The 20,674-nt window shown below is 66.3% G+C and carries 19 protein-coding genes; all 19 read right to left on the minus strand.

The genetic code is table 11. The features are described from left to right. Positions 1–66 precede the first annotated feature (66 nt). Positions 67–1,380 (minus strand): cell division protein FtsA, encoded by a 1,314-nt coding sequence (gene ftsA, locus FG486_RS04580; protein ID WP_171007796.1) that lies wholly within the window; start codon positions 1,378–1,380, stop codon positions 67–69. Further along, a complete protein-coding gene (locus tag FG486_RS04585; protein WP_066276907.1) occupies positions 1,377–2,273 on the minus strand; it encodes a cell division protein FtsQ/DivIB in 897 nt (298 codons plus the stop codon). Before FG486_RS04585 ends, ftsA begins: the two co-directional genes overlap by 4 nt. After that, positions 2,257–3,192, minus strand: coding sequence for a D-alanine--D-alanine ligase (locus FG486_RS04590; RefSeq protein WP_277816956.1), 936 nt, complete (start codon positions 3,190–3,192; stop codon positions 2,257–2,259). Before FG486_RS04590 ends, FG486_RS04585 begins: the two co-directional genes overlap by 17 nt. A gap of 64 nt (positions 3,193–3,256) precedes the next feature. Next, on the minus strand, positions 3,257–4,186 hold the full coding sequence (gene murB / locus FG486_RS04595) for a UDP-N-acetylmuramate dehydrogenase (protein WP_181266604.1): 930 nt from the start codon (positions 4,184–4,186) through the stop codon (positions 3,257–3,259). Positions 4,187–4,329: 143 nt separating this feature from the next. Further along, entirely contained in the window at positions 4,330–5,742 is a 1,413-nt protein-coding gene (murC, locus tag FG486_RS04600) for a UDP-N-acetylmuramate--L-alanine ligase (protein ID WP_181266605.1), read from the minus strand. Next, positions 5,739–6,929 (minus strand): undecaprenyldiphospho-muramoylpentapeptide beta-N-acetylglucosaminyltransferase, encoded by a 1,191-nt coding sequence (murG, locus tag FG486_RS04605; RefSeq protein ID WP_181266606.1) that lies wholly within the window; start codon positions 6,927–6,929, stop codon positions 5,739–5,741. The genes murC and murG overlap by 4 nt, the downstream gene beginning before the upstream one ends. After that, positions 6,929–8,158: an FtsW/RodA/SpoVE family cell cycle protein gene (locus tag FG486_RS04610; protein WP_231750030.1), complete on the minus strand. Its 1,230-nt coding sequence runs from the start codon at positions 8,156–8,158 to the stop codon at positions 6,929–6,931. Before FG486_RS04610 ends, murG begins: the two co-directional genes overlap by 1 nt. Next, complete coding sequence (gene murD, locus FG486_RS04615) at positions 8,155–9,483, minus strand: UDP-N-acetylmuramoyl-L-alanine--D-glutamate ligase (RefSeq protein WP_181266607.1); 1,329 nt, start codon at positions 9,481–9,483, stop codon at positions 8,155–8,157. Before murD ends, FG486_RS04610 begins: the two co-directional genes overlap by 4 nt. Further along, positions 9,480–10,550, minus strand: coding sequence for a phospho-N-acetylmuramoyl-pentapeptide-transferase (mraY, locus tag FG486_RS04620; RefSeq protein WP_066276932.1), 1,071 nt, complete (start codon positions 10,548–10,550; stop codon positions 9,480–9,482). The genes murD and mraY overlap by 4 nt, the downstream gene beginning before the upstream one ends. After that, the gene (locus FG486_RS04625; protein WP_181266608.1) at positions 10,550–11,968 is read right to left on the minus strand and encodes a UDP-N-acetylmuramoyl-tripeptide--D-alanyl-D-alanine ligase; all 1,419 of its coding nucleotides are present in this window, start codon (positions 11,966–11,968) and stop codon (positions 10,550–10,552) included. The genes mraY and FG486_RS04625 overlap by 1 nt, the downstream gene beginning before the upstream one ends. Continuing rightward, positions 11,965–13,392, minus strand: a complete 1,428-nt coding sequence (locus FG486_RS04630; RefSeq protein WP_181266609.1) for a UDP-N-acetylmuramoyl-L-alanyl-D-glutamate--2,6-diaminopimelate ligase — start codon at positions 13,390–13,392, stop codon at positions 11,965–11,967. The genes FG486_RS04625 and FG486_RS04630 overlap by 4 nt, the downstream gene beginning before the upstream one ends. Before the next feature lie 97 nt (positions 13,393–13,489). Further along, positions 13,490–15,199, minus strand: a complete 1,710-nt coding sequence (locus FG486_RS04635; RefSeq protein WP_066277626.1) for a peptidoglycan D,D-transpeptidase FtsI family protein — start codon at positions 15,197–15,199, stop codon at positions 13,490–13,492. Next, on the minus strand, positions 15,196–15,792 hold the full coding sequence (locus tag FG486_RS04640; RefSeq protein WP_066277624.1) for a hypothetical protein: 597 nt from the start codon (positions 15,790–15,792) through the stop codon (positions 15,196–15,198). Before FG486_RS04640 ends, FG486_RS04635 begins: the two co-directional genes overlap by 4 nt. After that, positions 15,789–16,781: a 16S rRNA (cytosine(1402)-N(4))-methyltransferase RsmH gene (rsmH, locus tag FG486_RS04645; protein WP_181266610.1), complete on the minus strand. Its 993-nt coding sequence runs from the start codon at positions 16,779–16,781 to the stop codon at positions 15,789–15,791. The genes FG486_RS04640 and rsmH overlap by 4 nt, the downstream gene beginning before the upstream one ends. Further along, positions 16,781–17,275: a hypothetical protein gene (locus FG486_RS18330; protein WP_137775856.1), complete on the minus strand. Its 495-nt coding sequence runs from the start codon at positions 17,273–17,275 to the stop codon at positions 16,781–16,783. Before FG486_RS18330 ends, rsmH begins: the two co-directional genes overlap by 1 nt. Positions 17,276–17,575: 300 nt before the next feature. Next, entirely contained in the window at positions 17,576–18,352 is a 777-nt protein-coding gene (locus FG486_RS04655) for a Gldg family protein (RefSeq protein ID WP_181266611.1), read from the minus strand. Next, on the minus strand, positions 18,352–18,666 hold the full coding sequence (locus FG486_RS04660; RefSeq protein ID WP_181266612.1) for a hypothetical protein: 315 nt from the start codon (positions 18,664–18,666) through the stop codon (positions 18,352–18,354). Before FG486_RS04660 ends, FG486_RS04655 begins: the two co-directional genes overlap by 1 nt. Positions 18,667–18,722: 56 nt before the next feature. Continuing rightward, positions 18,723–19,712 (minus strand): cysteine synthase A, encoded by a 990-nt coding sequence (locus tag FG486_RS04665; RefSeq protein WP_181266613.1) that lies wholly within the window; start codon positions 19,710–19,712, stop codon positions 18,723–18,725. Positions 19,713–19,782: 70 nt separating this feature from the next. Next, positions 19,783–20,631, minus strand: a complete 849-nt coding sequence (locus FG486_RS04670) for a phosphodiesterase (RefSeq protein ID WP_181266614.1) — start codon at positions 20,629–20,631, stop codon at positions 19,783–19,785. Positions 20,632–20,674 lie beyond the last annotated feature (43 nt).

A 20,674-nucleotide genomic window follows, 5' to 3' on the forward strand; every position in this document is an offset into this window, starting at 1 on the left:
ATTCACCCAAAAAATCGGGTTTTTCCACCACTTCCTGCATGGCAAGCGACGAAACGCGCCGCATCGTCAGAAATTTCCGACCAGAGCGCGCCACAAACGCTGCAGAACCGCCGCGCCCGAATGGCGGTGAACCTGCTGATAGCTCGAGGCAACGCTGCGAATATCGACCGGTTCGTCCGCTGCGAACAGCGCCAGCCCCGCCAAGGTCGAGAAGGCCGGGCCAGCATGCGCATCGGGAAGGCCCGCGATGCCGGTCGGGCGACCGATCCGTACGGTGCGGCCCAGCGCCACCTGCATGTGATCGGCCAGGCCGCGCAGTTCGGCACAGCCGCCGGTGAGCACGATGCGCTGGCCCTGCGCACCGGTAAAGCCGAGCTCCTTCAGCCCCTTGGTGATCTCGCCGATCAGATAGTCGAGCGGCTGGCGGATCACCGAGACGAGCTGCGCGCGGCTGATCGAATGCTTGTCGTCGGTGCGTCCCCCTGCGCCGACCAGCTTGCTGTCCTCTTCGGGCAAGCGCAGGTCGATCATGTCATGATTGTCGCGCGGCGAGGATGTCGCGGCCCCATGGAAGCACTTGATCCGCTCGGCCTCGGCGCGGCGCAGTCCGAAGGCCGAGGCGATGGCATCGGTAATGTCCGCGCCACCGAACGGAATGGTGAACAGCCCGACCAGCATGCCGCCGGCATAGAGCGAGATATTGGTCACCGCCGCACCCATCTCGACCAGCGCGACGCCCAGCTCACGCTCTTCCTCGCCAAGCACAGCGGTGCCTGCCGCGATCGGCGCAGCGACGATGCCGCTGACACCGAGATAGGCGGCCGCCACGGTCTGGTCGATATTGCGCACCGGCGCGCCATCGGCGAAGATCACGTGGATGTCGACGCCCAGCCGCTCGGCATGGAGGCCGATGGGCTTCTTGACCCCGGTGGCGCCATCGAGCGTGTAGAGCGCGGGCTGCGCGTGCAGCACCATGCGTCCGCCCGGCTGGATCGTCTCGCGGCCCGCAGCCAGCAGATGGTCGACATCATCCTCGTCGATGCGCCCGCCGCCCAGATCGATCTCGACCCGCGCGATGGTGCTGGTCAGCCCGCCCGAGGTGCAGCCGACATGGACATGGTCGATATTGAGCCCCGCGATCCGCTCGGCCTGCTCGACCGCCTCGCGCACCGCCAGTTCGGTCGCCGCCATGTCGGTGATATAGCCGCGCTTGACGCCCTCGCTCGCGCGCTGGCCGGTGCCCAGCACCAGCAGCTCGCCCGCGTCGGTGCGCCCGATGATCATCGCGCAGACCTTGGACGAGCCGATATCGAGCGCGCCATAGGTCTTCTCGATCCGGGGGACGGCCGCGCCGCCCTTACGCCCCTTTCCGCCGCTCATTGGTCCGCTGCCGATGCCAGCGCATCGCCTTCGGGCTTGGCGGGGCTGCGCGGACGGCGCAGATAGGCGCGCTCGGGATCGCGCAGGTCGAAATAGGTCACGCCCTTGCCGAGCAGCCGGTTGACCCCGTCCATCCGCGCAAAGTTGATCAGCGCGGCCTGCGACAGGTCCTCGCCCTCGGGCAGCGCGAGCACCTCGCCGGTATGGAAGGTCAGATTCCAGCGCCGGTTGCCGACCCATTCAGCCTCCTTCACCTGCGGGGTTAGCGCGGGCGCGGCGTCGAGCAGCTTGGTGAGATCCTTGATCCGCGTATTGGCGCGCTTGCCGACGATGCGCAGCATCTTGGGATCGATCTGGCCGGGGCTCGGCTCGAGCGCGACACCCTCGGCATCGACCAGCATCACACGCCCGCGATCTTCCCACACCGCAAGCGGCTCCCGCTCGACGATGTCGACGATCAGCGTATCGGGCAGCTGGCGGGAGATGCGCGCATCGGCGATCCAGCTGAACCGCGTCAGCTCGCGGCGCAGTTCCTCGAGGTCGACCTGCGGCATCGACCGGTCCTTCTGCGCGAGCACGATCTCGTAGACCTTGAGCTCGTTCATCTTGTCGACGTTGCGGACCTCGACCTTCTTGACCTCGAACCCGGCGCGTCCGGCGGCGAGCGCCATTTCTTCCTGCACCATGCCGGGCAGCCCCATGAACTGCGCGGTGATGACGCCGCCCAGCGCGAGAATCCCCAGAATGCCGATGGTCGCGGCCTTCTGCATCTGCTCTTCGGTAAAGGGCAGCCGGGCGAGGAACGCGTTGGCCCGCGATCGCTGCGCCGTGCGCGGCTTGGCGCGCGTTGCGCCCCTTTTCGCCGATGTGCCGCGCTTAATCCGTGTCGCCATGCCGGGTGCCCCCCAATGCCTGTTCAACGATGATCTCGACCAGATCGGCATAGCTGATGCCGATCGCCGCCGCCTGTTCCGGCACGAGGCTGAGCGGGGTCATGCCCGGCTGGGTGTTGACCTCCAGCAGGTACAACCCATCGAGCCCCTTTTCGTCATCCCAGCGGAAGTCCGAACGCGACGCGCCCTTGCAGCCGAGGATGTTGTGCGCCTTGAGCGCCAGCTCCAGGCAGCGCTCGGCAATCTCCGCCGGAATTTCGGCGGGGCAGATGTGCAGCGTCAGCCCGTCGGTGTACTTGGCGTCGTAATCGTAGAAGCCCGACTTGGTCTGCAGCTCGGTGACCCCGAGCGCGCGGTCGCCCAGCACGGCAGTGGTCAGCTCGCGGCCCTTGATGAACGGCTCCGCGAGCAGCTCGTCGAATTCCTGCCAGGGTCCGATCGCGTCGCGGGCAATCGGGTCGCCATAATTGCTGTCGGCCTTGACGATGGCGACGCCGACCGACGAGCCTTCGTTGACGGGCTTGAGCACATAGGGACGCGGCAGCGGGTCGCCCGAATACAGGCTTTCGCTGCGCACGATATGCCCGCCGGGCATCGGGATGCCGTGCGGCACCAGTGCCTGTTTGGTCAGCACCTTGTCGATCGCGATCACCGAGGTCGCCATACCCGAATGCGTGTAGGGGATCTGCATCAGGTCGAGCATGCCCTGCACGCTGCCATCCTCGCCCGGCGTACCGTGCAGCGCATTGAACACGATATCGGGACGGATTCCCGCCAGCACAGCAGCGACATTCCGATCCATATCGACCCGCGTCACCTGATGCCCGCGCGATTCCAGCGCTGTGGCGACGCCCTCGCCGCTCATCAGCGAGACCTCGCGCTCGGCCGACCAGCCGCCCATCAGCACGGCGATATGCAATCTCGCCCTCTCCCCTTTAGGGGAGAGGGAAGAGCCGCGAAGCGGTGAAGGGAGAGGGGACTGATCAACCATTTGCGCCATGCCCCTCTCCCAACCCTCTCCCCTGAAGGGGAGAGGGCTCACTATTGCCTATCCGCTGGATTTCCCATTCCAGCGCGACGCCCGACTGGGCGAGGACGCGGGCGCGGACTTCCTCGCCCAGCGCCTCGATCTCGGCGCTGGTGGCTGCGCCGGTGTTGATCAGGAAATTGGTGTGCTTTTCGCTGACCTGCGCGCCGCCGAGCATCAGGCCGCGACAGCCTGCCGCATCGACCAGCGCCCAGGCCTTGTGGCCTTCGGGGTTCTTGAAGGTCGATCCGCCGGTCTTGCTGCGCAGCGGCTGGCTCGCCTCGCGCGAAGCGGCGATGCGGTCCATCTCGGCCTGGATCGCCTCGGGCGCATCGGGATGACCTCGAAAGGTCGCGGCGATGACGATCGCGCCTTCGGGCAGCTCGGAATGGCGATAGGTGTAATGCAGGTCGGCCAGCGGCAGTATCTGGCGCGTGCCATCGCGCAGCACGACCTCGCAGTCGATGAGAATATCCTTGACCTCGCGGCCATAGGCGCCGCCGTTCATCCGCACGAAGCCGCCGACCGTGCCGGGGATCGAGCGCAGGAATTCCAGGCCCCCGATACCGGTGTCGCGCGCGGTCGAGGACACGAGAATGCCCGATGCCCCTGCCCCGCAAGCCAGCGTCACGTCATCGATCCGCTCGACCTTGGCGAAGGCCTTGCCGAGCCGCACGACGACGCCGGGAACGCCGCCATCACGTACGATGAGGTTGGAACCGAGGCCGAGTGCCATGACGGGGACCTGGGGGTCGAGATCGCTCAGGAACTGCGCGAGATCCTCCGCGTCCTTCGGCTCGAACAGCCATTCTGCCGCGCCACCGGTCTTGAACCACACGAGCGGTGCTAGGGGAGCATCGGGTGTCAGCTTCCCTCTAACGCCCACCCCCGTTGCTTGGTCGCCAGGCACACCCCCACCCGTTTGTCCCGAGCGCAGTCGAGGGACCTTACGCAACCCATCGGGATTACGTCCCTCGACTTCGCTCGGGACAAACGGTGGACTGGTAGAGGAGAGAGGCGTGGACGGGCTCACGCAGACTGCCTCCGCTGCGTAATCGCATCGGCAAGCCCTGCCGCCCATTTGGTGATGTCACCCGCACCCAGGCAGATGACCATGTCGCCGTCCTGCGCATCGGCCGCCAGCAGCTCGGCGAGCTCGTCGGGTCCGGTGATCGTGCGCGCCTGGCGGTGGCCGCGCTGCTTGAGGCCGCTGGCCAACGCCTCGGCATTGACGCCCTCGACCGGCTCCTCGCCCGCGGCATAGACCGGCGCGACATAGACGATGTCGGCGTCGTTGAACGCCTGCTGGAACTCGTCCATCAGGTCACCGAGGCGGGAATAGCGGTGCGGCTGGACCACCGCGATAATGCGGTTCTTGACGCCCTCGCGCGCCGCTGCCAGCACCGCGCGGATTTCCACCGGGTGATGGCCGTAATCGTCGATGATCGTCACGCCATCAACCTCACCCACCTTGGTGAAGCGGCGCTTGACCCCGCCGAACTTGGCAAAGCCGGTGACGATGTCGGCATCCGCCATGCCCATCTGCAGCCCGACCGCGATCGCGGCGATGGCGTTCTGCACATTGTGGCGGCCGGGCATCGGCAGCTCGATGCCCATGATCTGGCGGGTGGAGCCGTCGCGCTCGCGCACCGTCACGTCGAAGCGGTTGCCGCCGGGGATCGAGACGACATTGTCGCCGCGCACATCGGCCTGGGCGGAAAAGCCGTAGGTCACGACGCGCCGGTCCTTGACGCGCGGCAGGATCGCCTGGACCTCGGGATGGTCGAGGCACAGGATCGCCGCACCATAGAAGGGCACGTTCTGCACGAACTCGACGAACGCGTCCTTGACCCGGTCGAAGCTGCCATAATGGTCGAGATGCTCGGGATCGATATTGGTGACAACCGCGATCGTGCCGTCGAGCCTGAGGAAGCTGCCGTCGCTTTCGTCGGCCTCGACCACCATCCATTCGCTGTCGCCGAGTCGCGCGTTCGACCCGTAATTGTTGATGATGCCCCCGTTGATGACGGTGGGATCGATGCCGCCTGCATCGAGCATCGCCGCGATCATCGAGGTGGTCGTGGTCTTGCCGTGCGTGCCGGCCACCGCGACAGTGGATTTGAGGCGCATGAGCTCAGCCAGCATCTCGGCGCGGCGGACGACGGGGACGCGGTTCTCGAGCGCCAGATCGACCTCCGGATTGCCGCGCTTGATCGCGGTCGAGGTGACGACCACGGCGGCATCGCCCAGATTTTCCGCCTTGTGGCCGATCATCACCGGAATGCCGCGCTTGCGCAGGCCTTCGACGACATAGCTTTCGGCTATGTCCGAACCCTGCACCTTGTAGCCCAGATTGTGCATCACCTCGGCAATGCCCGACATGCCGATGCCGCCGATGCCGATGAAATGGATGGTACCGATGTCGATTCCGACGCCCTTCATGCTTCATGTCCTTCAGCTTCGCGGGCCAGGGCCTCGCCGCCCAGGGCCTGGCCCTTGGCGGCGGGGGCCACGCGAATAATGTCTGCCAGCGGCGCGGCGCCGAAGCTCTCGACGAGATCGGCCAGATCGCGCACCGCATTGGGGTAACCGCATTTGTGCGCGGCGAGCGCCGCATTCTCGAGCGCATGCGGATCGAGCGCCATCTTCTGGATTTGCTTGGCGAGTTCCTTGGGCGTGAAATTGTCCTGCCGGATCGAGCGCGCGCCGCCGGCCTTGACCATCTCGCGCGCATTGGCGGTCTGGTGGTCGTCGGTGGCGATGGGTAGCGGCACCAGGATGGCGGGGCGGCCCGCCACGGTCAGCTCGGCGATGGTGGAGGCACCCGCACGGCCGATGAACAGGTGCGACCAGCCGAGCTTCTCGGGCAGGTCGTTCATATAGGTCGCGAGTTCCGCCGGAATGCCGTGCTCGGCATATTTGGCACGCACGCCCTCGATATCCTCCTCGCGGCACTGCTGCACCACCTGCAGGCGGCGGCGCAGGTTGACTGGCAGCATCGCCAGGCCATCGGGCACCACTTCGGACAGTACCCGCGCGCCCTGGCTGCCGCCGGTGACGAGCACGCGGAACACGCCATCTTCCAGCAGCGGCGGATAGTTCTCGCCGCGCAAGCTGAGCACCTCATCGCGCACCGGATTGCCGACCAGATGGACGCGGTCCTTGAGCTTCGGATTGAGCCTATCGACCTGCTTGTACGCGGTGGCGATCGCATTGACCCTGCCCGCCATGAAGCGGTTGACCCGCCCCAGCACCGCATTCTGTTCGTGAATGATCGTGGGGATGCGCGCCTTCTGCGCCGCGAGCAGCGTCGGCAGCGCCGGGTAGCCGCCAAAGCCGATCACCGCGCTCGGCTGGAAATTCTCGAACAGGTTGAGCGCCATCGCCCGGCCTGCCCAGATGCCCTTCATGCCGCGGAGCCAGCCGATCGGCCCGCCCGCAATGCGTCCGGGCGGCAGGATGTGCACCTGGTCGCCTTCGAAAATACCCGGAATCTTCGCGCCGCGCTCGTCAGTCACGAGCGCGATATGGTGGCCGCGCTGCTGCAGTTCGCGCGCGAGCGCATAGGCCGGAATCAGGTGTCCGCCGGTGCCGCCGGCGGCGAGCACATAATGGCGTGAGATGGTCATCAGTTCTTCCAGTCCGATCCGAGCAGGCTGCGGTCCTCGAACGGGTTACGCCGGGTGAGCGACAGCAGCAAGCCCGCGCCGATGCCGAGCGCGATCATCGACGAGCCGCCATAGCTGATGAACGGCAGCGTCATGCCCTTGGACGGGAAGAGCTGCAGGTTCACGGCAATATTGATGAACGCCTGCCCGCCGAGCTGCGCGGTCAGGCCCGTCACCGCCAGGATGGTGAACAGGTCGCGCTCGTCGAGCAGCCGCATGCAGATGCGCACGATGATCGCGAAATAGACCAGAGCGATCGCCGCACAGGCAAGCAGGCCGAATTCCTCGCCGATGACCGAGAAGATATAATCGGTATGCGCCTCGGGCAGGTTGAACTTGTGCACGCCCAGGCCCGGCCCGGTGCCGATCAGCCCGCCGCCGGTCAGCGTCTTGTGCGCGAACATCACATGGTCATATTCGCCCGCGCCGAACAGCCAGCCGTTGATGCGCTGCGTCGCCACGGGGTAGAAGAAATAGGCGAGCGTCATGCCGACCGCGCCCGCACCGACGCCGAGGCCGACCACCTGCATCGGCAGCCCTGCGAGCAGCATCAGCGTGAACCAGATGCCGATGAACATGATCGTCTGGCCCAAGTCGGGCTGGCGCATCAGCAGCACCGCGATGCATGCGGTGATCGCGGCGGTAAGTTTCAGCACCGGCAGGCTGGGATCCTTGACGCGCAGCGAAATGATCCAGCCCATGGTCACGGCATAAGCGGGCTTCAGGAATTCGGACGGCTGGATGCCGATGCCATAGCCGATCCAGCGCTTCGATCCGTTCACCGCGTTGCCGAAGATCGGCACCAGAGCGAGCAGAACGAAGAAGATGCAGGCCATGATGATCGCCAGGCGGCGCGCCTCGCGCTTGGGCAGCATAGAGACCACGAACATGAAGCCCAGGCTGACGATGACCCAACCGAGCTGGCGATAGAAGAAGTAGAGCGGGCTGAGCGTCTCGGTCGCGGTCGAAAGGCGCCGTGCCGTCGCGGGCGAGGCCGCCTGCACCGCGATCAGGCCGATCGCGATCAGCATCATGATCATCGCCAGCAGCACGCGATCGAGTTCCCAGAACCAGATCGCCAGCTGCGACCGGTCGCTGCGGCCCAGCCTGCGCCCGAGATTGCGCGGCAGCTTGTACGCGCGCTTGCCCGAAAGGCCAGTGGCGGGGGCGGTGGCAGCCAGATCACTCATCGCTCGGCATCCTCCTGCTGGTTCGCATCCTCTGCGATCAGCGCGTCGACGATCTTGCGGAAGCAGTCGCCGCGCGCCTCGAAATTGCGAAACTGGTCGAAAGAGGCACAGGCAGGCGAGAGCAGCACCACCTCACCCGCTTTTGCGTTGTCCATCGCGCTGCGCACAGCGTTGGCGAGCAGTTCCGCGCGCGTCACGGGCATCACCTTTTCGAGCTGATCCGCGAACACCGGCCCGGCCTCGCCGATGGTATAGGCGTGCACGACATGGTCGAAATGCGGCGCACATTCGTCGAGGCTGTCGCCCTTGGGCAGCCCGCCGACGATCCAGTGGATGCGCGGATAGGCCCCCAGCGCAGGCGCGGTCGAGGCCGGATTGGTCGCCTTGCTGTCGTTGACATAGAGGACGCCGCGGTGCTCGGCGGTGCGCTCCATGCGGTGCGGCAGGCTGGAATAGGTGGCGAGCGAGGCGCGGCTGCGCGCCTGGTCGAGCCCCAGCGCATCGACAGTGGCGAGCGCGACCGCGACATTCTGCGCATTGTGCGGGCCCTGCAATGCGGGCCAGGCGCGCTGATCTTCGGCCGAGACATCGGCGGCGTGGACTTCGCGCGGGGCGGTCAGCGTCGCGGCGATCGTCCGGGTCGGCTCGTCATCGGTCGCGATCACCGCGACATGCGCGGGATCGTGCTGCATCGCAAACAGCCGCGCCTTGGCGGCGCAATAGCCGGCAAAGCCGTCATAGCGATCGAGATGATCGGGCGTGATGTTGAGCAGCACCGCGACGTCGCAATCGAGGCTGAAGGTCAGGTCGATCTGATAGCTCGACAGTTCGAGCACATAGACCCCGCCTTCGGGAAGCGGCGGCTGCGACAATATGGGCAGGCCGATATTGCCGCCCATGATCGTCGGCACGCCCGCCTCGCGGATGATGTGGTGGATCAGTGCGGTGGTGGTCGACTTGCCATTGGTGCCGGTGATGCCGACGACGCGGTGCGGCGGCAGGCTGGCGCGGGCGAGCGCGAACAGCTCGATATCGCCGATGATCGGGACGCCGGCGGCGCGCGCGCGGTCCGCAACCGGGTGACGGTTGAGCGGCACGCCCGGCGAAACGATCAGCCCGTCGAACCCGGCCAGATCGATCTCCATCGGGTCGCCGATCCGGACCTCCGGGTGGTTCGACACCGCCGTCTCGCGCGCTTCGTCGCGATTGTCCCACACGGTGCACTCCGCGCCCGAGGCCATCAGCGCGTCGAGCGTCGCCAGGCCCGAGCGTGCCAGGCCCAGGATGCAATAGCGTTTCGCGGCAAAGGCGGGGGAGGTGATCACCGGATTTTCAACGTCGCAAGACCGGCCAGTGCAAGCACCAGCGAGATGATCCAGAAGCGGATAACCACGGTCGATTCCGCCCAGCCGAGCTGTTCGAAATGGTGATGGATCGGCGCCATGCGAAACACGCGCTTGCCGGTCCGCTTGAAGAAGAACACCTGAATGATCACCGACATCGCCTCGACCACGAACAGCCCGCCGACAATGCCAAGCACGATCTCGTGATGCGCGGCGACCGCGATGGCGCCGAGCGCGCCGCCGAGCGCCAGCGATCCGGTATCGCCCATGAACACCGCCGCCGGCGGCGCGTTGAACCACAAAAATGCGAGGCACGCGCCGATAATGCAGCCGCAATAGATGGCCAGATCCCCCGCACCCGGAACGTGCGGAATGCCGAGATAGGCCGCGAACTTGGCATTGCCGACCATGTAGACGATCAGCAGGAAGGCGAGGCTGGCGATCACCACCGGGAAGGTGGCAAGGCCGTCGAGCCCGTCGGTCAGGTTAACCGCATTGCCGAACGCAACGATGGTGAAGGCAGCGAACGGGATGTAGAACAGCCCCAGGTCGAACGGCGGATAGTTTATGAACGGCACATAGAGCAATGTGCCGGTCTGCCCCAGGATCACCCAGCTGGCGACGCCGGCGATCAGGAACTCGCCCAGCAGCCGCACCTTGCCCGACACGCCCTTGTGGCTCGCCTTGCGCACCTTGTCGAAATCGTCGAGGAATCCGATCAGCCCGAAGCCCAGCGTCACGCACAGACAGGCCCAGACGAAGACATTGGTCAGGTCCATCCACAGCAGCACCGAGATGGTGAGCGAGATCAGGATCATCAGACCGCCCATGGTCGGGGTGCCGCGCTTAGCAAGGTGCGTCTGCGGGCCATCGAGGCGGATCGGCTGGCCCTTGCCCTGGCGCATGCGCAGCATCAGGATGAAGCGCGGGCCGATGATCAGACCGATGAACAGCGCGGTGACGATCGCCGCGCCCGAGCGGAAGCTCAGATAGCGGATGAGGTTGAGCGGCCCTTCAAAATCCAGATATTGTGCCAGCAGATATAGCATCAAACCCCCTCCCGCGACACGGCGGATGCGGCCGGCGTAGCTGCCAGCGCGCGCACCAGTGCGGACAATCCCACGGAATTGGACCCCTTGACGAGCAGGGCATCGCCATCGCCCAATATGGCCTGCAGCGCCGCCAGCGCCGCATCGGCGGCGGGCACATGCGCGATTGTGCCCTGCCACTCAAGCGAATTGGCAAGCGCGTCGGCCAAGGGTGCCATTTCGTCGCCGACCAGAATGACATGATCGACCTTCGCGGCCATCACCGGCGCGGCAAGCCCGGCATGATAGCTGTCCGAGCTCTCGCCCAGTTCCTTCATCGCGCCCAGCACGGCGATGCGGCGTGCGGCATGTTCCTGCCCCAGCAGCGCCAGCGTCGCCGCCATCGAGGCGGGGTTGGCATTATAGGCCTCGTCGATCAGCAGCGCCTTGCCGCCATCGGGCGTCGCAACCTGCACCCGCTCACCGCGGCCCGACATGCCGGGCAGATCGGCCAGCGCAAGTCCCGCCACGGCCAGGTCGCCGCCCGCTGCATCGACTGCGGTCATCACCGCCAACGCGTTCATCACCCAATGCTCGCCCGGCGCGGAGACGCGGAAGCACAGCCGCGCCTCGCCGATCTCGGCGGTGACCAGCGAACCGCCCTCGGGCGCGCGGATCGCGTCGATCAGCCGGGTTTCGCTGTCCGGTTGGCTGCCGAAGCGGCGGATGACATGCGCGCATGTCTGCGCGGCGGCATAGAGGCGCGGATAATGGCGGTTGTTGTGCGGCACGATCGCGGTACCGGCGGGCTCAAGACCCTGGAAGATCTCGGCCTTGGCATCGGCAATACCTTCCTCGCCATTGCTGAAATTGCCGATATGGGCAGGCGCGATCGTCGTGATCATCGCGATATGCGGGCGGACGATGCGGGTCAGTTCGGCCAGCTCGCCCGCATGGTTCATGCCCATCTCGAACACGCCGAACCGGGCGTCGCGCGGCATGCGTGCCAGGCTCAAGGGCACGCCGACATGGTTGTTGTAGCTCTTGACCGAGCGATGCACTGCGCCCGGTGCCATCCGGTCGAGCGCGTGGAACAGCGCCTCCTTGGTGCTGGTCTTGCCCGCCGATCCGGTCACGCCGATGACCGTCGCGCCGGTCCGCGCGCGCGCGGCATGGCCGAGCGCGGTGAGCGCGACGGCGCTATCCGCCACCAGCACATGCGGGTGATCGACCGGCTGCTCGCAGATCACGCCCGCCGCGCCTGCCGCCATCGCGCGGTCGATGAACAGATGCCCGTCGGTCGCCTCGCCGCGCATCGCGATGAAGAGGTCGCCCGGCTGGATTTCGCGGGAATCGAACGCGACGCCGGTCACCTCGAACTCCGCCGAGGCGGTGCCGCCAGTTGCCTTCGCGAGCTCGGAGGACGTCCAGAGGCTCACGCAGCGCACTCCCGCGCAACCTGGACGTCGTCGAACGGCAGCACGCGGTCCCCGACGATCTGACCTTGCTCATGGCCTTTCCCGGCGAGCAGCACGATATCGTCCTTGCCCGCCATGGCGATGGCAGCGGCAATCGCCTCACGCCGTCCGCCGATCTCGGTCGCACCGGGCGCTGCGGCCATGATCGCGGCGCGGATGCTGGCGGGGTCCTCGGAGCGCGGATTGTCGTCGGTGACGATGACGACATCGGACAGCTCGGCTGCCGCCTTGCCCATTTCGGGGCGCTTGCCCGTATCGCGGTCGCCGCCCGCGCCGAACAGTGTGATCAGCCTGCCCGATACATGCGGGCGCAGCGCCGCAATCGCGGCGACCAGACCGTCGGGCGTGTGCGCATAGTCGACATAGACCGGCGCGCCTTCGCGTGTGATGACCGCACGCTCGAGCCGTCCGCGCACCGGCTGCAGGCGCGCCATATGGTCGAACACCTGCGCGGGCGTGCCACCCGATGCGATGACGATCCCGGCGGACACCAGCGCATTGGCGGCCTGGTAGGCACCGATCAGCGGCAGGTTGACCTTCACCTGCTTGCCATCATGCTCGAGCACCAGTTGCTGGCCGAGCTGGGTCGGGGTGCGGCTTACGAGCTTGATCGCCTCGCCGCCCTCGCCCACCGTCATCAGCTTGAGCCCGCGCGCGTTGACGCGATCGATCACGCGTGCCGACCATTCGTCATCGGCCCAGACGACGAAATGGCCGTCCTCGGACACGACCTCGTCGATCAACCGCATCTTGGCCGCGAAATAGGCCTCCATCGTGCCGTGATAGTCGAGATGATCGCGGCTGAGATTGGTGAAGGCACCCACCTGGACCGGCAGTCCTTCGGTGCGGAACTGCGACAGGCCGTGGCTCGAGGCCTCGAAGATCGCATGGGTCACGCCCTCGCGCGCCAGGCCCGACATGTTGCCGAGAAAGGTGACGATGTCGGGCGTAGTGAGCCCGGTGGACGCCTGATCGACCGAGGTGGTGACGCCGAGCGTCCCGATCGAGGCGGCATTGTGCCCGGCCATGCGCCAGAGCTGCCGGGTCATCTCGGCGGTCGAGGTCTTGCCGTTGGTGCCGGTGACAGCGGCGACATGCGCGGGCACGGGGGTGAAGAAGCGCGCGGCGATCTGGGCAAAGGCGCGGCGCGGGTTGGCATCGGCGATATGCACTGCGCCCTCGACCTTCGCACCGGGCGCTGCGACGATGGCGATCGCGCCTGCGGCGACGGCATCGGCGATGAAATCCTCGCCGTTGAAACGGGCACCGGCAAAGGCACCGAACACGGTGCCGGGCGCGACCTTGCGGTGATCGATGGCAAATCCGGTCACAATCCGCGCCGCATCGTCGCCGGAAAGACCCGAAGCCAGTTCACCCAATTTCATTGCACGTCCCTTTTACCGACCCTGAAAATCCCCGCCTCCTCTATGTTTCGCCGCATCAGATGCAACCCCCTGCATCGCGGCGCCTGTGTATAATTGCCTATACCGGATCGTCCGATTTCTTGCCCGGTGCCTTCCACAGCAGCGGCATCAGTTCGGACACGTCGACATCGCGCCGGTCATCGGGGATGACACCCAGCATCGGGCCGATCCGCGGAACCAGCTTGGCCACCACCGGTGCGGCGGTCCAGCCTGCGGTGCGCTGGAACGACGAGGCCGAGTTCCCCGAAGGCTCGTCGATCATCACGATCACGACATAACGCGGCTTGTCCATCGGGAAGGCGGCAGCGAAGGTCGCGACCACCGAGCTGCGCTTGTAGCCGCCTGCGCCCGGCTTTTCGGCCGAGCCGGTCTTGCCGCCGACGCGGAAGCCGGGAGCCTCGGCCTTGCGCCCCGTACCGTCGCGCACGATCATGCGGAGCAGCTGGTTCATCCGCGCGCTGGTCGAGGCCTTGAACACGCGCTCGCCGCGCGGCACATCTGCGGGATTGAGCTTGAGCAGCGTCGCCGGGCGGTATAGCCCGCCATTGACCATCGCCGCATAAGCCGAGGCAAGATGCAGCGGCGTCACCGCGATGCCATGGCCATAGCTGACGGTCATGTTGGTCAGCCGTCCCCATTGCGACGGCCAGAGCGGCTTGGCGCGCTCGCGCAGGTTGATATCGGCCTGGCGATCGAAATGCAGCTTGCGCATCACTGCTTGCAGCCGTTCCGGACCCAGTTCGTCGGCAATCTGGGCGGTGACGATATTGGAGCTGTGCACCAGGGTTTCGGGCACGTTGAGCCAGCGGCCCGACGAGTGGGAATCGCGGATCTGGAAACCTGCGACCCGGAGCGGCCGGCTGGCATCATAGCGGCGGGCCATGCTGGTCACCGTGCCTGCATCGATCGCCGCCGCGACGGTCAGCGGCTTGAAGGTCGAACCCAGCTCGAAGAAGCGATAGGTGACCTGGTTGGCCTCGAACGCCACGCTGTTGGCGTTGAACTGGTTGGGGTTGAAGCTGGGCAGCGAGGTCATCGCCATCACTTCGCCCGTCTCGACATCGAGCACGATCCCGGCTGCGGCCTTGGCATCATAGGCCTTCATGCCCTTGCCCAGCTCATCCTCCAGCGCCGCCTGGACACGGATATCGATCGACAATGCCGACGGCGTCAGACGCTTGCGCGGATCGAGCAGCTCCTCGTCCATCGCGCGCTCCATGCCCGAGACGCCATGACCATCGGGATGGACATAGCCGAGCACGTGCGCCGCGAGTTGCAGCTGCGGATAGAAGCGCTCCTTCTCGCGCGGAAACTCGATGCCGACCTCGCCCAGCGCATGGACGCGATTGACCTCTTCGGGAATCGCGCGGTGGCGCAGATAGGTGGGCTTGGTCCGGCTGAGCAGCTTGAGGAAGCGCTGTTCCGATGTGTCGGGGAAGATTTCCGCCAGCTTGGCAGCGAGCACCTTGCGGTCGCCGATCAGCTTCGACGGCACCACCCGGATGGCATAGCCATCGATCGTGCGCGCCAGCGGCACCCCATTGCGATCGACGATATCGCCCCGCCCCGGATCGACCAGCGCGCCGCGCGTCGCGGCCTGGGCCTGCTCGCCGAACACGCCGATAAAGGTGAGCCGCAGGAGGATCGCGCCGACGCCCAGCCCGAACAGCGCGAGCACCGCGACCAGGCGGACCTGGGCGGTGAGCGTGAGATGCTGGCGCTTGCTGGCCAGACGGACCCTGTGACTTCCGGATGCAAGCGCGGTCATTGACCCCCCGTCTTCTTCAGTTCGGCATCGGCCTGTTGGTTGATCCGGTCGAGCAACCGGTCATCGAGCAGGCGGCGGCCCGAGCCCTTTTCCTCGCCCCCCTTGGCGGCCTTGGGTGCGGTCGCCGATGTCGCAGCGCGCGCCGGGCTGATGATGGCGACGCTCGCCGAGACCGAGAGCGGCTCGGGCGTCTTGACCGTGTTGGCAGCGAGTTCGGCAGGCTTGATCGGCTGCGGCTCGGCCTGCGGCTTGATCGTCATCGCGGCAACCCGCACCGGCTCATCAAGCGGCTTGTCGATCTCGCCCAGATTGGCCAGTTCGCGCTCGCCATCGAGATACTGCGCGGCGCTGGGCGCCTCATAGCCATATTCGAGGTCATTCCACATCGCGAGCTGGGCGAGGCTGGCGCGGGTGGCGAATTCGGTTTCCAGATAGCGGATCTCGGCGCGGGTGCGCAGGATGTCGCGCTCGGTGCGCGTGAGATCGCTGCGCAGCGTCGCGACACTGAGCGACAGCGGATAGAGCGCGATCGCGACGATGAAGATCAGCGCGATCCAGCCGATGGTCTTGAGGCGCTTGACTGCCAGGATCATGCCGCCTGCCTTTCCGCATCGTCATGCGCGCCCCAGGCCGGGGCATCGCTACGGACTGCGACCCGCAAGGTGGCCGAACGCGCGCGGGGGTTACGCGCGCATTCGGCCTCGCCCGCCCGGGTCGGTCTGGCGGGTTTCTCGAAACTGGGGGTCCGGCGCTGGCCGGGATTGTCGGGCAGGTGACGCGATCCTGCGCCCTCGCCGCCGCTGCGCGCCTTGAGGAAGCGCTTGACGATGCGGTCTTCCAGGCTGTGGAAGCTGACAACGGCAAGCCGCCCGCCGGGGGCGAGCATCGCCTCGGCCGCGACCAGGCCCTCGCGCAGCTCGTCCAGCTCGCCGTTCACATGGATGCGGATCGCCTGGAAGGTGCGCGTCGCCGGATCCTTCGGCGCGCCGGGGCGATGACCCAGAGCCTTGCGCACCACCGTCGCCAGCTCGAGCGTCCTCTGCAACGGACGGGCGGCGACGATGGCGCGGGCGATGCGGCGCGATTGACGCTCCTCGCCATAGAGATACAGGATGTCGGCGATATCGCCTTCGTCGGCGGTGTTGACGAAATCGGCTGCGCTCAGGCCTTCCTGGCCCATGCGCATGTCGAGCGGGCCGTCCGACTGGAACGAAAAGCCGCGTTCGGCTTGGTCGAGCTGCATCGACGACACGCCGATATCGAACACGATACCGTCGACCTGAGACACGCCCGCCGCACGCAGCATCTGGGCCAGCTGCGAGAAGCGCCCGGCGTGGAAGGTGAAGCGCCCCTCGCTCTGCGCGGCCAAAGCAGCCCCGGTGGTCGCCGCATCGGGATCGCGGTCAAAACCGTGGACGCTCGCGCCGGCGGCCAGCATCGCGCGGCTGTATCCGCCCGCGCCGAAGGTCGCATCGACATGCACCTCGCCAGGCCGGATCGCGAGGCCTTCGAGCACCTCGGCGAGCAGCACCGGGATGTGCGGCGCGTCGGGTGTCACGGAAGGGGTGTGCCGGGCAGCCATCAGCGCTTGCCCCCCAGCTCTTCCATCAGGAAGCGCGCATTGAACTGTTGCGAGGCAAGGCGCGGGTCGTCGAGCGACATCAGATGCTCGTAGCCCCAGACGCTGAAATCGGTGCCGTTGCCGCTGAAGAACACGTGCTTCTCGATCCGCGCCATCGCCACCAGCATCTTGGGCAGGATCAGACGACCGCTGCCGTCGAAGCTGATCGTCGAGGTGGAATTGAACCGGGGGCCGCCGAACAGCTCGGTGCGGAATTCCTCGCCCGCCTCGCTGGCCAGTTCCTCGCGGCGGCGCATCTGCTCGATCAGCGCCCTCAGGCGCTGGGTGCCATAGCCCTGCAGGCACTGGCCCTGGGCGTTGAACGAGAAGACGACCGAGCTTTCGCCGTCGGAATTGGCGATGATGGGATTGCGGAAGGCAGCCGGGATGGCCATCCGCCCCTTGGGGTCGATGGTGGTCAATGCAGAACCAAGAAAGGCACTGATTTCCGCCACTTGGTCGATTCACCCCTTTTTCCGCGCCCTTGCGTATCCCTGACATGCCGGGGGTGTTCGCCTGACCCTTGCCTGACCTGCAAACAGCCCTTGCCCGTCTCTCCGCAGGCAAAGTCCTCAGGCCCCCACGCCGCGCTAGCGCCGCAGGTCGGAAAGGAATCACAGATGGTTGAACCCCGATTAAGAAGGTTCATAACAAGGGATAGTTGGGGATGGAAGGGGTTTTTTGGGTCTAGAACGGTAACATTGGGGTTGATGTTCCAAATTCGGGGCGAACCGAAAATACCCGTGCAGTTGGCATCATCCGCTTTCCTCCTGCATCAGTTCGAGTAGCAGGCGGTGGATGAACTGCTGGTTGGCAGACCCGGAATCGGCCCGGTTTGCGAGGATTTCGGGATCCAGCAGATCGGCATCGGCAACCATCACCGCGCGCCCCCTGCCTATCGCGCACCGGGCCACCGAAGCATCGAACGCCAGGCGGCACGAGCCGTCCCCAGATTTCCCCTGCAGAACCCCGAATTGCCCGGGATGGACCAGTAACACGCGCGATTTACCCAGCCGGACCGATTCGATTCCCGTGTTTTGCAGCTCCAGTCCCCAATGGCGGAGCAAGGGCGAGATCAGCGAGGTGCGCAGCGGACCGCGCGGATCCGCCAGCCCTAGCTCATGCGGCCAATCGAGCTGCGGATCGGCAAACAGCAGCAACCGGCCGCCAGCGCGCACAAAGTCATCGAGCGCCACAAGTTCGCCAGGGTCGAGCGCGCGCGGCTGCACCAATATGACCAGCCGCATATCCTTGAGCGCGGCGGCATCCAGGGCATCGGGTACCGCCAGATCATGCGCCGCGGCGAGCGCCGCATGCAGCGGGTGCGGATCGGCCTTTCCGGCAATCACACCCGCCATGTCGACCCCCGCGCCATAGACCAGCGGCAGGCTGCTCATCAGCGCGATCTTCTGCCGCGGCATGCTGGGGATGATCGGGGACGGGTCAGCGCGCTGGTCCGGTGGTTCGGACGCGGCGGGGACACAGGCCACCGCTGCAAGAGCTGCTGCCGCCAGCGCGAGCGCTGTGCGCATCACTGTTGCGGCTGGCTGGGCGAACCCGATTGCGGCGCGTTCTGCAGTTCGCCGACGACCGGGGTTTGCCCGCCCGCGCTATGCTGCGTACCTTCTGCCGGAAGATCGGGGACGACGCCCAGATCGACCAGCGGCTCGCTGGCGGCGGGCGGCTGCACCACGGGCGGCGCGGTGCTCGCGGCGACACCGGGCTCGGCGACACTGACGCTCTCCGCCGGAGCCTCGGTTGCCGCGCGTTGCAACAGCATGTCGGCAAGCGCGACCATCACCAGTACGGCAAAGATGCCACCGATGCCGATCTGCAATCGGTGCATCAGGGGATTGCCCCCCGGCGTGCGGGCTTTGTCAGCGACCATCCAGCCAGTATAGGTCAATCGGCCAGCCAGGGGAAGACGGGCAATCCCTTGGCACGCAGCCATTCGGGATTGTACAGCGTCGACAGATAGCGGAATCCGGTATCGCAAAGGATCGTCACCACGCGCGATCCCGGGCCGAGTGTCCGCCCCAGCTCGACCGCGCCCGCGACATTGATGCCCGAGGACAGTCCAAGGCACAGCCCCTCTTCCTTGAGCAGCCGCTGGACCCAGTACAGCCCGACCTCGTCCGAGATTCGGAACTGCGTGTCGATCGGCGCATCCTCCAGATTGCCGGTAATGCGGCCCTGGCCGATGCCTTCGGCGACCGACGAGCCTTCGGCCTTGAGCTCGCCATTGGCATAATAGTTGAACAGCGCCGCCCCGTGCGGATCGGTAAGCGCGATGGTGACTTTCGGATCATGCGCCTTGAGCCCCATGCCGACGCCGGCAATGGTGCCACCGGTGCCCGCCGCGCAGGTAAAGCCATCGATCCGGCCATCCATCTGCGCCCAGATTTCCTCGGCCGTGCCCTCGATATGCGCGCGGCGGTTGGCGATATTGTCGAACTGCTGCGCCCAGACAGCGCCGGGCGTCTCTTCGGCCAGGCGGCGCGAGGTGTGCACGAAATGGCCGGGATTGGCATAGGGTGCCGCGGGCACCAGCACCAACTCCGCCCCCAGCGCGCGCAGCGTGTCCATCTTTTCCTTGGACTGGGTCTCGGGCATCACGATGATCGTCTTGTAGCCCTTGGCATTGGCCACCAGCGCGATGCCGATGCCGGTATTGCCCGCCGTCCCCTCAACGATCGTTCCGCCGGGCTGCAGCGTTCCGCGCTCCTCGGCATCGCGCACGATATAGAGCGCCGCACGATCCTTTACCGACGCGCCGGGATTGGCATATTCGCACTTGCCAAAGATGTCGCATCCGGCGGCCTCGCTGGGGCCTGCGAGCCGCACCAGCGGAGTGTTGCCAATCAGGTCGAGCGTGGTCGGTGCAATGGTCATCGCCGCTAGATAGCCACGGGGTGCGCAAGCGGCAAGGTACCCTGACCTGCCATGCGACCCGAGGCAGCAGTCAGGCGGGGCGCTCGGCCAGCAGGCTGCGCACCAGGGGCTGCATCTTCTCGTCGAAGCGCGCCAGCATCACGTGCTCGTCGGCGGTTTCGTAATGCGTGATCAGTTCGCGCCCGTTCCACCAGTGCAGCGCGAAGGCGGGCGGATCGGCGATGATCATGTTGCGGCCATCGGGCCGGTCGGGATCGATCGGCGCAAGCTCCAGCGCCACCTGCGGCGCGCTTGACGGACAGATGGCGACGGGAAAGCCGTTCCACTGGCTGACGATCGCGCGGTGGACATGGCCGCAGACCATGCCGATGACATTGGGCCGGTCAGCAAGGCATCCGCGCAGCCGCTCCACCCAGGGCTCTTCGGGATGCGTATTCATCCATTCGATTCCGACCTCGATCGGCGGATGATGCTGGACGATCAGCGTCGGGCGATCGGTCTGCTCGGCGAGCCGCGCGCGCAGCCACTCGGCGCGGATCTCGCAGAACGCGCCGCCATGCCGGCCCTCTTCGAGCGTATCGAGCACCAGGAGCCGGATGGGCCCCGCGTCGACCTCGTACTGCACGAAGCCGTCGACCATCGGGACGTCGGGAAATTGCGAGGCAAAAGTGTCGCGCTGGTCGTGATTGCCCATGCACATGTGCACCGGGAACGGGCAGACCGAAAACGCATTCTTGAGCCGACGATAGCTGTCCTCGTCACCGCGATCGATCAGATCGCCGGTCGCGAGCAGGAGATCGGGCACCGGGTCCAGATCGCGCAGCATAGCGATCACCTGATCGAGCCGCTTGCGATTGAATTCGGCGGGATTATCCGGATCGAAGCCCAGATGAATATCGGTAATCTGAGCTATCAACATGGCGCGACCCGGTCCCTTGGTGTTTGTTGCTATGGGGGAGGCA

The sequence above is a fragment of the Blastomonas ursincola genome, assembly GCF_013607875.1.
Classification (GTDB): Bacteria; Pseudomonadota; Alphaproteobacteria; order Sphingomonadales; family Sphingomonadaceae; genus Blastomonas; species Blastomonas ursincola.

Coding starts and splice junctions, on each gene's coding strand:
- FG486_RS04635 (WP_066277626.1), bottom strand. CDS start 15,199: ATGACCGCGCTTGCATCCGGAAGTCACAGGGTCCGTCTGGCCAGCAAG.
- FG486_RS04655 (WP_181266611.1), bottom strand. CDS start 18,352: ATGCGCACAGCGCTCGCGCTGGCGGCAGCAGCTCTTGCAGCGGTGGCC.
- FG486_RS04670 (WP_181266614.1), bottom strand. CDS start 20,631: ATGTTGATAGCTCAGATTACCGATATTCATCTGGGCTTCGATCCGGAT.
- FG486_RS04640 (WP_066277624.1), bottom strand. CDS start 15,792: ATGATCCTGGCAGTCAAGCGCCTCAAGACCATCGGCTGGATCGCGCTG.
- FG486_RS04665 (WP_181266613.1), bottom strand. CDS start 19,712: ATGACCATTGCACCGACCACGCTCGACCTGATTGGCAACACTCCGCTG.
- FG486_RS04610 (WP_231750030.1), bottom strand. CDS start 8,158: ATGAGTGATCTGGCTGCCACCGCCCCCGCCACTGGCCTTTCGGGCAAG.
- FG486_RS04630 (WP_181266609.1), bottom strand. CDS start 13,392: ATGAAATTGGGTGAACTGGCTTCGGGTCTTTCCGGCGACGATGCGGCG.
- mraY (WP_066276932.1), bottom strand. CDS start 10,550: ATGCTATATCTGCTGGCACAATATCTGGATTTTGAAGGGCCGCTCAAC.
- rsmH (WP_181266610.1), bottom strand. CDS start 16,781: ATGGCTGCCCGGCACACCCCTTCCGTGACACCCGACGCGCCGCACATC.
- murC (WP_181266605.1), bottom strand. CDS start 5,742: ATGAAGGGCGTCGGAATCGACATCGGTACCATCCATTTCATCGGCATC.
- ftsA (WP_171007796.1), bottom strand. CDS start 1,380: ATGAGCGGCGGAAAGGGGCGTAAGGGCGGCGCGGCCGTCCCCCGGATC.
- FG486_RS04585 (WP_066276907.1), bottom strand. CDS start 2,273: ATGGCGACACGGATTAAGCGCGGCACATCGGCGAAAAGGGGCGCAACG.
- murG (WP_181266606.1), bottom strand. CDS start 6,929: ATGACCATCTCACGCCATTATGTGCTCGCCGCCGGCGGCACCGGCGGA.
- FG486_RS04660 (WP_181266612.1), bottom strand. CDS start 18,666: ATGCACCGATTGCAGATCGGCATCGGTGGCATCTTTGCCGTACTGGTG.